This window comes from Nocardioides sp., assembly GCF_041393715.1.
GTDB lineage: Bacteria > Actinomycetota > Actinomycetes > Propionibacteriales > Nocardioidaceae > Nocardioides.
Genome location: NZ_JAWKJQ010000001.1, coordinates 329,971 through 343,537 on the forward strand (window position 1 = coordinate 329,971; position 13,567 = coordinate 343,537).

11 protein-coding genes and 1 pseudogene are annotated in these 13,567 nt (G+C 73.6%); 8 read left to right on the forward strand and 4 right to left on the reverse strand.

Annotation, left to right across the window (positions count from 1 at the left end; all coding sequences use genetic code 11):
- Position 1: 1 nt before the first annotated feature.
- Positions 2-916 (reverse strand): M23 family metallopeptidase, encoded by a 915-nt coding sequence (locus R2740_RS01700; RefSeq protein WP_371300954.1) that lies wholly within the window; start codon positions 914-916, stop codon positions 2-4.
- Between the two features lie 356 nt (positions 917-1,272).
- Between R2740_RS01700 and sucC the strand changes: the two genes are divergently transcribed.
- Positions 1,273-2,457 (forward strand): ADP-forming succinate--CoA ligase subunit beta, encoded by a 1,185-nt coding sequence (gene sucC / locus R2740_RS01705; RefSeq protein WP_371300955.1) that lies wholly within the window; start codon positions 1,273-1,275, stop codon positions 2,455-2,457.
- 20 nt (positions 2,458-2,477) lie between these two features.
- Positions 2,478-3,359 carry a succinate--CoA ligase subunit alpha gene (gene sucD, locus R2740_RS01710; RefSeq protein WP_371300956.1) on the forward strand — a complete coding sequence of 294 codons (882 nt, stop codon included), beginning with the start codon at positions 2,478-2,480 and terminating at the stop codon, positions 3,357-3,359.
- Positions 3,360-3,441: 82 nt separating this feature from the next.
- Here the strand turns inward: sucD and R2740_RS01715 are convergent, their stop codons facing one another.
- Positions 3,442-5,304 (reverse strand): RNA polymerase sigma factor, encoded by a 1,863-nt coding sequence (locus R2740_RS01715; protein WP_371300957.1) that lies wholly within the window; start codon positions 5,302-5,304, stop codon positions 3,442-3,444.
- 126 nt (positions 5,305-5,430) lie between these two features.
- Between R2740_RS01715 and R2740_RS01720 the strand changes: the two genes are divergently transcribed.
- The 5 genes and pseudogenes from R2740_RS01720 (at position 5,431) to R2740_RS01740 (ending at position 10,496) form a co-directional block, all read left to right on the forward strand.
- Positions 5,431-6,669: a DUF6350 family protein gene (locus tag R2740_RS01720; protein WP_371300958.1), complete on the forward strand. Its 1,239-nt coding sequence runs from the start codon at positions 5,431-5,433 to the stop codon at positions 6,667-6,669.
- 85 nt (positions 6,670-6,754) lie between these two features.
- Positions 6,755-7,342, forward strand: a complete 588-nt coding sequence (gene purN, locus R2740_RS01725) for a phosphoribosylglycinamide formyltransferase (protein WP_371301170.1) — start codon at positions 6,755-6,757, stop codon at positions 7,340-7,342.
- Positions 7,339-8,925: pseudogene (gene purH, locus R2740_RS01730) on the forward strand (bifunctional phosphoribosylaminoimidazolecarboxamide formyltransferase/IMP cyclohydrolase). Before purN ends, purH begins: the two are co-directional and overlap by 4 nt.
- A 297-nt stretch (positions 8,926-9,222) precedes the next feature.
- The gene (locus R2740_RS01735; protein ID WP_371300959.1) at positions 9,223-10,095 is read left to right on the forward strand and encodes a bifunctional methylenetetrahydrofolate dehydrogenase/methenyltetrahydrofolate cyclohydrolase; all 873 of its coding nucleotides are present in this window, start codon (positions 9,223-9,225) and stop codon (positions 10,093-10,095) included.
- Positions 10,092-10,496, forward strand: a complete 405-nt coding sequence (locus tag R2740_RS01740) for a DUF3017 domain-containing protein (protein WP_371300960.1) — start codon at positions 10,092-10,094, stop codon at positions 10,494-10,496. The genes R2740_RS01735 and R2740_RS01740 overlap by 4 nt, the downstream gene beginning before the upstream one ends.
- 19 nt (positions 10,497-10,515) lie before the next feature.
- On the opposite strand, the gene R2740_RS01745 is transcribed toward R2740_RS01740, so the two are convergent.
- Complete coding sequence (locus tag R2740_RS01745; protein WP_371300961.1) at positions 10,516-11,505, reverse strand: malate dehydrogenase; 990 nt, start codon at positions 11,503-11,505, stop codon at positions 10,516-10,518.
- A gap of 98 nt (positions 11,506-11,603) precedes the next feature.
- Between R2740_RS01745 and R2740_RS01750 the strand changes: the two genes are divergently transcribed.
- Positions 11,604-12,380, forward strand: a complete 777-nt coding sequence (locus tag R2740_RS01750) for a hypothetical protein (protein ID WP_371300962.1) — start codon at positions 11,604-11,606, stop codon at positions 12,378-12,380.
- A 3-nt stretch (positions 12,381-12,383) separates the two neighbouring features.
- On the opposite strand, the gene R2740_RS01755 is transcribed toward R2740_RS01750, so the two are convergent.
- Positions 12,384-13,439, reverse strand: coding sequence for an aquaporin (locus tag R2740_RS01755; protein WP_371300963.1), 1,056 nt, complete (start codon positions 13,437-13,439; stop codon positions 12,384-12,386).
- Positions 13,440-13,567 lie beyond the last annotated feature (128 nt).

Genomic DNA, 13,567 nt, shown 5'->3' on the forward strand with positions numbered 1-13,567 from the left:
CTCAGGGCGTCACGCCGTGCGCGACGAGCGCGGCGTAGGGGTCGACCGGGTCGCCGGCGCCGGGGTGCACCTCGAGGTGCAGGTGCGGGCCGGTGGTGTTGCCGGTGGAGCCGATGTAGCCGATGACCTCGCCCTGGCCGACGGTCTCGCCGACCGACACGGCGTAGGAGGTCTGGTGGCAGTACCAGATCTCGGTGCCGTCATCGAGGGTGACCACGGTCTTGTTGCCGTAGGCGCCGTCATAGCCGACCTCGGTCACGACGCCCCGGGCGATCGACATGATCGGCGTGCCGCTGGGCGCGGCGAAGTCGAGGCCGGTGTGGACGCTCGACCACAGATAGCTGGACTGCCCGAAGCCGGCGGTGAGGCGATAGCTGGCGACCGGCAGCACCCACAGGTTGGCCTTGATCTTCGCCGACTGGGCCTCGGCCGCCTTGCCCAGGGCGGCCAGGGCCTGGTTGCGGACCTTCGCGGCGTCCTCCGCCTTGGCGACCAGCTTGGCGTCGGTGCCCTCGGCGGAGGCGTCGCGGCCGCCGCCACGGCTGACGACCTGGGTGCGTCCGGCGACCAGGTTGGCGTCGGCCGCCTTGCTGGTGCCGGTCATCGCGCCGGGCTGGTGCAGGGAGCCGGAGGCCGAGGTCGCGACGACCGCGTCGACCGTCGGACCGTGGGTGGTCGAGACCACCGCGCCGCCGACCGAGGCGGCCAGCACGGCGATGCCGGCCAGCACCGGCGGCGACGGGAGCAGCGGGAACAGCGAGCCGCGCGACCCGGCATGGCCGGCGGCGCGACGTTTGCCGGCCTGCTGAGTGGGTACGACGTCGGTGGTGGCCGCCTGAGAGACCGGCTGAGAAGGGGTGGGGGAGCCAGAGGACCGGCGGCGAGGGCCGCGACGATCCGCACGATGGCTACCCATAGGTGTTGGTCCTAGCTCGGGGGGACGGGACAACGACCCCAGACTGTAACGGAAAGGTCACAGGTCCTGAAACTCGCCTGTCCACTCAGTGTGCAAAACCTGTGCCGCCGCCGCTGGCGAATGCCGGAACTGCCCTCGTTCGGCACCGCGTCCACGCTGACAACGCTGTCCTGAGGGGCGGCGGGCGTGTTCTCGCTCACAATCTGCCGGGATGTGCGCTGAGCGGTCGCCTCGGGCATGGCCGACCCGGTGAAGCCGCGGCTAGGGTGCGTGGAGATGTTGCGGCAGGCGCGTGACCGATCCGGCTACCACCCGCCGCTCCGACCTTCCCGCCACTCGACGCAAGGACATGGCTCGTGGACCTGATGGAGTACCAGGCGAAGGAGCTCTTCGCCAAGCACGGCGTACCGGTGACCGTGGGCACGGTGATCACCGAGCCCGCGGAGGCCGCGGCGGCCGCCGAGACCGAGGGTGCCGGGAGCGGTGGCCGGGTGGTCGTCAAGGCCCAGGTGAAGACCGGCGGTCGCGGCAAGGCGGGCGGCGTCAAGCTGGCGCAGGACCCGCAGGACGCGGTGGCCAAGGCGACCGAGATCCTCGGCATGGACATCAAGGGCCACACCGTGCACCGGGCGCTGGTGGCGCCCGCGGCCGACATCGCTGAGGAGTACTACTTCTCCTTCCTGGTCGACCGCGCCAACCGCGACTACCTCTGCATCGCCTCCACCGAGGGCGGCGTCGAGATCGAGGTGACCGCGGTGGAGAACCCCGACGCGGTCGCCAAGGTGTCGATCGACCCGCAGGTCGGCGTGGACGACGCGAAGGCCGCTGAGATCGTCGCCGCGACCGGCTTCGCCGCGGAGGTGGCCGACCAGGCGAAGCAGGTGATCCAGCGGCTGTGGGACGTCTTCATCAAGGAGGACGCCACCCTGGTCGAGGTCAACCCGCTCGTCCGTCTCGGCGACGGGTCGCTCGAGGCGCTCGACGGCAAGGTCACCCTCGACGCCAACGCCGACTTCCGGCACGAGGACCACGCCGGGTTCGAGATCCGCGAGGAGGAGGACCCGCTGGAGCTGATGGCGAAGGAGAAGGACCTCAACTACGTCAAGCTCGACGGTGAGGTCGGCATCATCGGCAACGGGGCCGGCCTGGTGATGTCCACCCTCGACGTGGTGGCCTACGCCGGTGAGAGGCACGGCGGCGTGAAGCCCGCCAACTTCCTCGACATCGGCGGCGGTGCGAGCGCCGAGGTGATGGCCAACGGGCTGCACATCATCCTGGGCGACGCGCAGGTCAAGTCCGTCTTCGTCAACGTCTTCGGCGGCATCACCGCCTGCGACGCGGTCGCCAACGGCATCGTGCACGCGCTGGAGCTGCTCGGCTCCGAGGCCGACAAGCCGCTGGTGGTGCGCCTCGACGGCAACAACGTCGACGAGGGCCACCGGATCCTGGCCGAGGCCGCCCACCCGCTGGTCACCATCGTCGACACCATGGACGGCGCCGCCGACAAGGCCGCCGAGCTGGCCCACGCCGCGAGCAACTGAGAGCCGAGGACAAGACAGACATGGCCATCTTCCTGACCGAGAACAGCAAGGTCGTCGTCCAGGGCATGACGGGCTCGGAGGGCATGAAGCACACCACCCGGATGCTCGCCTCCGGGACGACCATCGTCGGCGGCGTCAACCCGCGCAAGGCGGGCGAGACCGTCAGCGTCGAGGGACACGACCTCCCGGTGTTCGGCACCGTCGCCGACGCGATGGCGACCACCGGCGCCGACGTGTCGGTGGTGTTCGTGCCGCCCGCCTTTACCAAGGCTGCCGTGGTCGAGGCCGTCGACGCGGGCATGCCGCTGGTGGTGGTGATCACCGAGGGCGTGCCGGTCCACGACACCGCCGAGTTCCGCTCGTACGCCGCCTCGAAGGGCACCCGGGTCATCGGTCCCAACTGCCCCGGCCTGATCAGCCCCGGCCGGTCCAACGCCGGCATCATCCCGGCCACCATCGCGGGCGCCGGCCCGATCGGGCTGGTGTCCAAGTCGGGCACGCTGACCTACCAGATGATGTACGAGCTGTCCGAGTTCGGCTTCTCCTCGGCCGTCGGCATCGGCGGCGACCCGATCATCGGGACCACCCACATCGACTGCCTCGAGGCGTTCGAGAACGACCCCGAGACCGTGGCGATCGTGATGATCGGCGAGATCGGCGGCGACGCCGAGGAGCGGGCCGCGGCCTACATCAAGGACCACGTCACCAAGCCGGTCGTCGGCTACGTCGCCGGCTTCACCGCGCCCGAGGGCAAGACCATGGGTCACGCCGGCGCCATCGTGTCCGGCTCCTCGGGCACCGCCCAGGCCAAGAAGGAGGCCCTCGAGGCCGTGGGTGTCAAGGTCGGCAAGACGCCCTCGGAGACCGCCCAGCTGATGAAGGACGTGCTCGCCTCCCTCTGAGCCGGTCACCGTCCACCGTTCGAGCCCCGGAGCCCCGCTCCGGGGCTCGGTCGTCGGTGGGGCGACCGGACCCGTCGGTGGCTCAGCCTCCGCTGGCGGTCTTGCCGGGCTTCGGCAGCGCGGGCAGCCGCTGCTGGGCGCGCTCGACGAGGGCCAGGAAGTCGCCGGCCGACATCGTCACACCCTGGGTGGGGGTGAAGCCGACCTGGGCGATCGCCGAGCCGGAACGCACGATGCCCATCTGGTAGGTCACGGTCCGCTGGTCGGAGACCTCGGCGGCGACCCGCCACACCGCCAGCTCCCCGTCGGATGTCCGCCGGTCGGCGACCTTGGTGACCTTGGTGCCGAGGTTGCGGTCCTCGCACGACGACATCCGCTTGCGCAGCGCCTCGACGAAGGCGGCCCCGGCCTTGGGTGACGTCGTGCCGACGGTCTCGGTGAGGCCGAAGGTGTCCGGGAGCTTCTCCTCCGGGAACAGGAAGGTGCGGGTCCACGCGTCACCGAACGGCCTGCCGTTGAAGTCGGTGCCGTCGCACTGGGTCGCGGCGGTGTTGACCAACGCCTTCTTGGGGTCGGTGCCGACCCAGGAGCTGTCCACGCCGGTCACCGGCGGCAGGTCGACGCCGCTGAGCATGCCCGGCACCAGGCCGACGGGGTACGGCGGCCGCACCCGCAGCGTCGGCGGGCTCGCGCAGGTGCCGGCTCCCGGGGAGCCGCACAGGCCGTTGACCGCCGCGGCCAGCAGCGACGCGCGGGCCGACACCGCCTGCGGGGAGAGCCGGCCGTTGCCGGGCCCGTCGCTGAGCACCGTGGTGGTGACCTGGCCCGTGCGTGCCACCCCCACCACCATGGTGCTCGCGGGTCGCGCCCAGCCGCGCAGCACCAGGAGGGTGGCCTGGTCGCCCACGCCGTCGACGGCCCGGGTCGACACCAGCTGGACCCGGTCGGCCGGGCAGCCGGCGTACCAGCCGACGCTGGTCTGGAAGGTCCGCTTCGCGACCTGGGCCGTCCGGGACAGCTCGGTCAGCTGGAACGCCTCGTAGGGCGATCGCTTGCGAGCGGGGGAGTAGCTGCGCACCAGCGCCCCCGTGGCCTGCGGGTCGGCGAACCGGCTCTGCTGACACGGCAGCACCAGCCCGTCGCCGTCGAGGTTCTTGGTGGTCCCGGCCACCCGCCAGTGCACCGCGGGGGCCAGCCGCTTCAGCTGGTCGGCGGCCAACAGGTCGTCGGCGTCGAGCTCCGGCGGGGGAGGCGGTGCCTCGCTGCGGAGCACCGGCGTCGGCACCAGCGCCTCCTTCTCATGGGCCAGCGTCGGGTGGGCGTGGCCGTCGTACCCGACCGCCGCCCCGCTGCCGATCACCAGCGCGACGACCGCAGCGACACCCGCCAGCGTGTAGCCGCGCCGGCGGGCGGTGCCCTGGCGGCGCACGATGGTGACCCGGGGCCAGGTGACGTCGCCGAGCCGCTGCCTGAGCCGGTCCAGGTAGAGCCGCACCATGCCGGGCTCGGCGCCCCGGTGCAGGGTGAAGGTCGCGGTCGCCGTCTGCAGCTCCCGCTCGGCCGCCTCGCGGGTCAGCCCCGCCTCGCGGGCGAGCTCCTCGAGGGAGTTGCGGGTGAGCGTCGACAGCACCAGGACCCGGCGCTGCACGAAGCTCAGCTTCCCTAGTGCCTCGAGGGTGGCGGCGATGTCGGGATCGTCGCTGCGGTCGCGGTGGAAGACCCGTGCTCCGGAGCGTCGGTGGGCGTGCGCCCAGGCGACCGGGCGGGCCCACCGCTCGGGGTCACCGGTGCGGGCCACCTTGCGCCAGTGGTGCCACGCCGCGACGAAGGCGTCGCGCACCGCCGCCTGCGAGGCGGGCAGGTCGCCGGTGAGCGCGTAGCACTGGTGGAGGAGCCGATCACGAGCGTCGGCATAGAAGCCGTCGAAGTCAGCGCTGTCCACCATGGCCCATCCACGGTACGCGAGCGGTCCCCGGGCACGCACATCGCAGCGGGTGCCCCCGACCCGGGACGTCCGGGTCCGGCGTGGGAGCCCGCCCGGGCGCCGCGCGGCGGCGATGATGGGCGGGTTATGACCTCGTTGCTGAGCGCGCCCCGCACCCGCCCCGTCGACGCGCGGCACCGTCGTCCGCTGTGGGTCGCGGCGCCGGTCGCCGGCGTGCTGGCCGGGCTGGTCGCGCTGCTGCCGCTGGTGGTGGTCTCGCTCGCCGGGTGGTACCTCGCCGACGGCGGCGGTCACGGCGCCCCCCGTGACGCGCTCCGCGTCGGCGCGCTGGCCTGGCTCGCGGCGCACGGGAGCGGGTTCCACGTCCAGGGGGCCGCGGTGACGGTGCTGCCGCTCGGGCTGACGCTGTGGTCGGGCTGGGTGGTCTGGCGCACCGGGCATCGCCTCGGCGACGCGGTGTCCGGTCACGGGCCCGACGCCGACCGGATCGCCGACGGGGAGCGCGACTGGACGGTGCCGCTGGCGACCCTCCTCTTCGCGGGTGGGTACGCCGTGCTGGGGGCGTTGCTGACCCTGGCCGGCGACGCGCGGACCGCGCCGGACGGCAGCCGGGCGGTCCTCGTCGCACTGACGCTGGCGGTGCTCGTGGGCGGGCCCGCGATCGCCACCGGCTCCGGCCGCCTGCCGGTGTGGGTCGCGACCCTGCCCGAGGCGGTCCCGGCGACCGCCGCCGCAGCGGTCGCCGTGCTGCGCTGGCACCTCCTCGCGGCGGCGACGCTGCTCCTGGTCGCCCTGGCGCTCGACTGGCCCTCGGCCGCCAACGTGATGTCCCAGCTCGGCACCTCGCCGTCGGGCACGCTGTCGATGACCGTGGCCTCGCTGGTGCTGCTGCCCAACGCCGTCGTCTTCTCCGGGTCCTATCTCCTGGGCGCGGGGTTCACGGTCGGCACCGGCACGCTGGTCACCCCGATGGCGGTGGTGCTCGGCCCGCTGCCGCTGTTCCCGCTGCTGGCGGCGCTGCCCGACGGGGGAGAGCCGGCCGCGTGGACGGCGTACCTCCTCGGCGTGCCGGCCGTGGTCGCCGCGGTCGGCGTGATCCGGGCCCAGCGCCGCCACCCCACCACCCGCTGGGACCAGGGAGCCCTGCGGGGCTGCGTGGGCGGGGCACTGGCCGCACTGGCGTTCGGGCTGCTGGCCCGGCTCGCCGGTGGGGCGGTGGGTCCCGGGCGGATGCAGCACGTCGCGCCGTTCGCGTCCTCCGCGCTCGTCTATGCCATCGCGGCGTTCGGCATCGGTGGTCTGGTGGGCGGGCTGCTGGCCACGGCCTGGCAGCGTCGGCGGGCGCGGGCGTCCAGCCCGGAGTGACCCCGTCGGGGCCGCCGTCCCCGCTCGCTACACTGCGGCGGTGCCCATCCCCGCCGTCCCCGCCGGACCCGCCCGGCTGGTCGCGATGGTCTCCGGATCCGGCACCAACCTCCAGGCCCTGCTCGACGCCTGTGCCGACCCGGCGTACGGCGCCCAGGTGGTGGCCGTCGGGGCCGACCGGGACGGCATCGAGGGGCTGGCCCGAGCCGAGCGCGCGGGCATCCCCACGTTCGTGCGGGAGGTGAGCTCCTTCGAGACCCGGGAGGGGTGGGACCGGGCGGTGCGCGACATCGTGATGCGCTTCGACCCCGACCTGGTGGTGCTCGCGGGCTTCATGAAGCTGCTCGGCGACGACTTCCTCGGGGAGTTCGGTGGCCGGGTGGTCAACACCCACCCCGCGCTGCTGCCGTCGTTCCCGGGGATGCACGGACCCGCCGACGCGCTCGACCACGGTGTGAAGGTCACCGGCGCCACGCTGTTCCTGGTGGACGCCGGCGTCGACACCGGACCGATCGTGGCGCAGACCGCCGTCGCGGTCGAGCCCGGCGACACCGTGGAGTCGCTGCACGAGCGGATCAAGGTCGCCGAGCGCACCATGCTCGCCGACGCCGTGGGCCGGATGGTCCGCGAGGGGTTCACCGTCGAGGACAGGAAGGTCAGGTTCGGTCGATGAACGACGCCGCGCAGGGGCGGGTGCCGATCAGGCGGGCGCTGGTCTCCGTCTACGACAAGTCAGGGCTCGACGCGCTGGTCCGCGGGCTGCACGAGGCCGGCGTCGCCCTGGTCTCCACCGGTGGCTCCGCCGCCCTGATCGAGGGGCTCGGCCTGCCGGTGACCCGGGTGGAGGAGCTCACCGGCTTCCCGAGTGCCTCGACGGTCGGGTGAAGACGCTGCACCCGCGGGTGCACGCGGGCATCCTGGCCGACCGGCGGCTGGACTCCCACGTCGAGCAGCTGGCCGACCTCGGGGTGGAGCCGTTCGACCTGGTGGTGTCCAACCTCTACCCCTTCACCCAGACGGTGAGGTCCGGCGCCAGCCCCGACGAGTGCGTCGAGCAGATCGACATCGGCGGACCGTCGATGGTGCGTGCGGCCGCGAAGAACCATCCCTCGGTGGCGATCGTGACCTCGCCGGCACGCTACGACGACGTGCTGGCCGCGGTGGCGGCCGGCGGCTTCACCCTGGCGCAGCGACAGGCGCTGGCCGCCGAGGCCTTCGTCCACACGGCGACGTACGACGTGCACGTCGCGTCCTGGATGGGCAACGTGCTCACCGACACCTCGGACGGCTCGGGCTTCCCTGCCTGGGTCGGCGCCACCTGGGGACAAGGCCGCCGTGCTGCGCTACGGCGAGAACCCGCACCAGCCGGCCGCGCTCTACACCGACGGCTTCGTCCCCGCCCCGGGGCTGGCACAGGCCAGCCAGCTCCACGGCAAGGAGATGTCCTACAACAACTACGTCGACGCCGATGCCGCCCGCCGGTCGGCGTTCGACTTCGACGAGCCGGCCGTGGCGGTCATCAAGCACGCCAACCCGTGCGGGATCGCGGTGGGCTCCGACGTGGCCGACGCCTACGTCAAGGCCAACGCGTGCGACCCGGTGTCGGCGTTCGGCGGCGTGATCGCGGCCAACCGGCCCGTGTCGGTGGCGATGGCCGAGGCGCTCCGGGACACCTTCACCGAGGCGATCGTGGCACCCGGCTACGACGACGGTGCCGTCGAGGTGCTCCAGGCACTGCCGCGCGGCGGCAAGAACATCCGCATCCTCGTCTGTGAGCCGCTGCAGCGGGGTGGTGTCGAGACCCGGCCGATCTCCGGTGGCCTGCTGATGCAGGTCCGCGACGGCCTCCAGGCCGAGGGCGACGACCCGGTCGCCTGGACGCTGGCCTGCGGCGAGCCGGCCACCGCGGAGACGCTCGCCGACCTGGCCTTCGCGTGGCGGGCCTGCCGCTCGGTGAAGTCCAACGCGATCCTGTTGGCCTCCGGGGGTGCCTCGGTGGGGGTCGGGATGGGGCAGGTCAACCGGGTGGACTCCTGTCGGCTGGCCGTGGAGCGCGCCGGGGACCGGGCCGCCGGGTCGGTGGCCGCCTCCGACGCCTTCTTCCCCTTCGCCGACGGACTGCAGATCCTCATCGACGCCGGCGTCCGCGCCGTCGTCCAGCCGGGCGGGTCGGTGCGCGACGAGGAGGTCGTCGAGGCCGCTCGCGCCGCCGGCCTGACGATGTACCTCACCGGCGCCCGCCACTTCTTCCACTGAGCCCCCCGGCGTCCCCGTCGGTCGCCATGGTCGCGCCGCACCGGGTGACGTCATACGAAAGGGTGGCGTCGAGGCGACCGGAGTGGATGACCCGCGCCGCCGCGCCCCACGGGGCGTGTCTACGGTGCGTACGAGCGTCTTGCTCCGTACGCACCAGTAGACGACGACCGCGCCGCCTCCGGGACGAGCACCGGCCCCAGCTCTCGCGGCGGCCGTGGTCCGAGCGTCATCCAGACCGATCGCTCGGACGACCGGGGCGTATGACGTCACCGCCCGAGGACTCCCTAGGATTCAGGTGTGACTGCGCAGAGGCTGGACGGGACCGCGACGGCGGCGGCGATCAAGGACGAGCTCAAGACTCGGGTCGCGGCCCTGCGGGAGCGCGGCGTGGTGCCGGGGCTCGGCACCGTGCTGGTCGGTGACGACCCGGGCTCGCGGTGGTACGTCAACGGCAAGCACAAGGACTGCGCCGAGGTCGGCATCGAGTCGATCCGCGTCGACCTGCCCGAGGTGGCCACCCAGGCCGAGATCGAGGACGCCGTCCGCGGCCTCAACGACGACCCCTCCTGCACCGGCTACATCGTCCAGCTCCCGCTGCCCCGGGGCCGCGACGAGAACCGTGTGCTCGGCCTGATCGACCCGGCCAAGGACGCCGACGGGCTGCACCCCACCAACCTCGGTTGGCTGGTGCTGGGCCACGAGGCCCCGCTCCCGTGTACGCCGGCCGGCATCGTGGAGCTGCTCCGCCGCCACGACGTCCCGATCGCCGGCGCCGATGTCGTCGTGGTGGGCCGCGGGGTGACCGTGGGCCGACCGCTGGGGCTGCTGCTGACCCGGCGCTCCGAGAACGCCACCGTCACGCTGTGCCACACCGGGACCGTCGACCTGGCCGCCCACGTGCGGCAGGCCGACATCGTGGTGGCGGCCGCCGGCGTGCCGGGCATCATCAGTGCCGACATGGTCAAGCCCGGTGCCGCCGTGCTCGACGTCGGCGTCTCCCGGGTCGACGGCAAGATCGCGGGCGACGTGGCCGACGACGTCTGGGACGTGGCGGCGTGGGTCTCGCCGAACCCCGGTGGCGTGGGGCCGATGACCCGGGCGATGCTGCTGGCCAACATCGTGTCCATCGCCGAGCACGCCCTCGACCACGGGGCCGGGCCCGGTCGGTGACCGCTCCCGACCACCCCGGGCAGGGGGAGCCGCCCAGCGAGCTCCCCGACCCCGACGATGTTCCCGCCGTCTCGGCGGAGCGGCTGGTCGACGGGCACGACGCCCACGTCGGGGAGCCCGAGGCGCGGCGCTACCCCTCCACGGTCGGTGGGATGGTCTACCTCCTGGTCCTGGCCATGGCGATCGCCGGAGTCGCGGTCGCCGCCAGCGGATCGTGGCGAGGGGGCGTGCGGCTGATCGGAGCGGCGCTGCTCGTCGCCGCCACGGCGCGTGCCTTGCTGCCGACCCTCGAGGCCGGCATGCTCGCGGTGCGGCACCGTGCTGTCGACGTGAGCGTGCTCACCGCCCTCGGGGCGGCGTTGCTGGTGCTGGCGTCCTCGATCCCCAACCAGCCCGGCTGATCGGCGCCGGTGGCTCGCGTCAGATCAGGCCGAGGGCGGTGACCGCCTCGCGCTCGTCGACGAGCTCGGCGGTCGTCTTGTCGATCCGGGCGCGGGAGAACTCGTTGATCTCCAGGCCCTGGACGATCTCCCAGTCGCCGTCCCGGGTGACGATGGGGAACGACGACATGATGCCCTCCGGGACGCCGTAGGACCCGTCGGAGACCACCGCCATCGACACCCAGTCGCCCTCGGCGCTGCCGCGCAGCCAGTCGCGCGCGGCGTCGATCGTCGCGGAGGCCGCGGAGGCCGCCGAGGACGACCCACGGGCCGCGATGATGGCCGCCCCGCGCTGGGCGACCGTCGGGATGAAGTCGTTCTCGACCCACGCCTGGTCGTCGACCACCTCGGCCGCGTTGCGCCCGGCGATCTCGGCGTGGAAGACGTCGGGGTACTGCGTGGCCGAGTGGTTGCCCCAGATGGTCATCTTGGTGACGTCGGTGACGGGTACGCCGGCCTTCGCGGCCAGCTGCGAGATGGCCCGGTTGTGGTCGAGCCGGGTCAGCGCCGAGAAGCGCTCGCGCGGGATGTCGGGGGCGTTGGTCATCGCGATCAGCGCGTTGGTGTTGGCGGGGTTGCCGGTCACGCCGACCCGCACGTCGTCGGCCGCCACCTCGCCCAGCGCCTTGCCCTGGGCGGTGAAGATCGCGCCGTTGGCCTCCAGCAGGTCGCTGCGCTCCATGCCGGGACCGCGCGGGCGAGCGCCCACGAGCAGCGCCATGTTGACCCCGTCGAAGATCTTCGTGGGGTCCGAGCCGATCTCGACCGCGGCGAGCGAGGAGAACGCGCAGTCGTCCAGCTCCATCACCACGCCCTCGAGGGCCTTCAGGGCGGGCTCGATCTCCAGCAGCCGCAGCTCGATCGGGCGGTCGGCGCCGAGCAGGCCTCCGCTCGCGAGCCGGAACAGCAGGCTGTAGCCGATCTGACCGGCGGCTCCGGTGACGGCCACCTTGATGGGACTGGTGCTCACGACAGGACTCCTCGGATGCGCGGGGGTACGGCCCGACGCTAGCAGCGCCGCGACGCACGGCGGGCGACAGGTGAGGGGTCTCACGTCGACGGTGCGGCATGCTGGACGCCATGGTCCGCCCGCACCCGCGCCCGTGCGTACGCCGGCCGGTCGGGGCGGGCCGGGCGGCGCTGGGGGCGGCCGTCGCCGCCCTGCTGCTGGCGGCCTGTGGAGGCTCCCCCGGCACGATCGGGCCCACGGGGGTCGACGAGCTGACGATTCCCACCACCGCCCCCGACCCGGCCGACTTCCGAGACGTGGTCGACAACCCGTGGTTCCCGCTCCCCGGTGGCGCGACGTGGAGCTATCGCGTCGAGCACGACGTCGCTGCGGCCGGACAGGTGGTCGAGGTGGAGGCCCGGGTGACGCCCCGCCATCCCGTGGTCGACGGCGTCACCACGACGGAGTACCTCGAGCTCGGTCGCAGCGCGCGGGCGGCTCGTCTCCGCTCGCGCAGCTGGTACGCCCAGGACCACGCCGGCAACGTGTGGCTCTTCGGTCGCCGGGTGGACTACCCCGGTGGTGGTCGCGACCCGGTGGTCTGGCGGTCCGGCGACCCCGGGGTCGGCGCCGGGCTGGCGATGCCGGCCAGCCCCCGGGTCGGCGACGGGTTCTGGGCGGTCAAGGTGCCCGGAGCCGAGCAGACCAGGCTCCAGGTGAACGGGGTGGACGGCTCGCTCGAGACGGTGCTCGGGCCGGTCGCGAACGTCGTCGAGCTGCAGGTCCGCGGCGGGGACACCACGCTGTCCTATGCCCCCGAGGTCGGGCTGGTCCTCGTCGACTCCGGCGCCACCAGGATGACGCTCGCCTCGGCGGAGCTGCCGGGCTCGTTGTAGCCGTCAGGAGCCGTCGCTGGGGCGGACCTCGGTGCGCCCGTCGTCGTCCCCCTCGTCCGGGACCTCCCAGTCGCGCGGCAGCTGCTGGGACCAGTAGGGCTCGTTGGGCGGCGGCGGGAAGCCCGGCTCACCCGGCGCGGGCTCGGGCGTGGCCGGAGCCACGTCTCCCAACGCGCCCGGCGGCGGCCGCCACGGGGTGGCGTCCGCGGGTGTCGCCGGCTGACCCCACTCGCGGGGCGGGCCGGGGTCGGGCCAGCTCTCCGGCCACTCGGGGGTCGCCACGGCGGCGGGCGCGGCCGGGTCCCACGTCGTGGGGTCCTCGGCGGCCTCCGGCGACCGGCGTACGTCGGCGCCCCGGGTCTGCTGGTCGTCCCGCCCGAAGAGGAGGGGGTGGAGGACCCCGGCGGCCAGGCCACCCAGCAGCGGAGCGAGGAAGAACAGCCACAGCTGACCGACCGCGTGCGCTCCCGCGAAGGCGTTGGCGCCCAGCGACCGGGCCGGGTTCACCGACGTCCCGGTCGCGGCGAACGAGGCCAGGTGGATGCCCGTCAGTGCGAGGCCGATGGCCACCGGCGCGAGCGCGGGGTGGGGTTGGCGTCGGTCGGTGACCGTGAGCACGACCGACACGAGCACCGCGGTCATCACCATCTCGAGCAGCAGCGCCGCCCACCAGGCGTAGCCGTTGGGGGAGTCGGCACCGAAGCCGTTCTGCCCGAAGTTGCGCTCCGAGCTGAAGCCCGGGAACCCCTGCAGCAGCACCCACAGCACCAGGCCGCCCGCCAGGCCGCCGGCCAGCTGGGCGCCCCCGTAGGCCGCGGCGTCGCGCCACGACAGCCGGCCGCTCGCCGCTGCCCCCAGCGAGATCGCCGGGTTGACGTGCCCGCCCGACACCCGGCCCAGCGCGGCGACCAGGACGAGCATGGTCAGCCCGAAGGCCAGCGCGGTGGCCACCAGGTCGCCGCCGCTCGTCACGGCGGCGCCGACCCCGAGCAGCACCAGCACCAGGGTGCCCAGGGCCTCGGCGGCGAGCCGCCGCGCCAGCGGTGGAGTCTCGGGCATGCTGCGGTCTCCTTCGCCCGGGTCATGGACGGGGCCCCGCGCGCGAGCACTCTAACCCGGCGGGACGGTTCTCCCGGCGTGGTTTCGTCGAACCCACCCCGCTGTTGCTGCCGGCGCGGGCCCCCGTT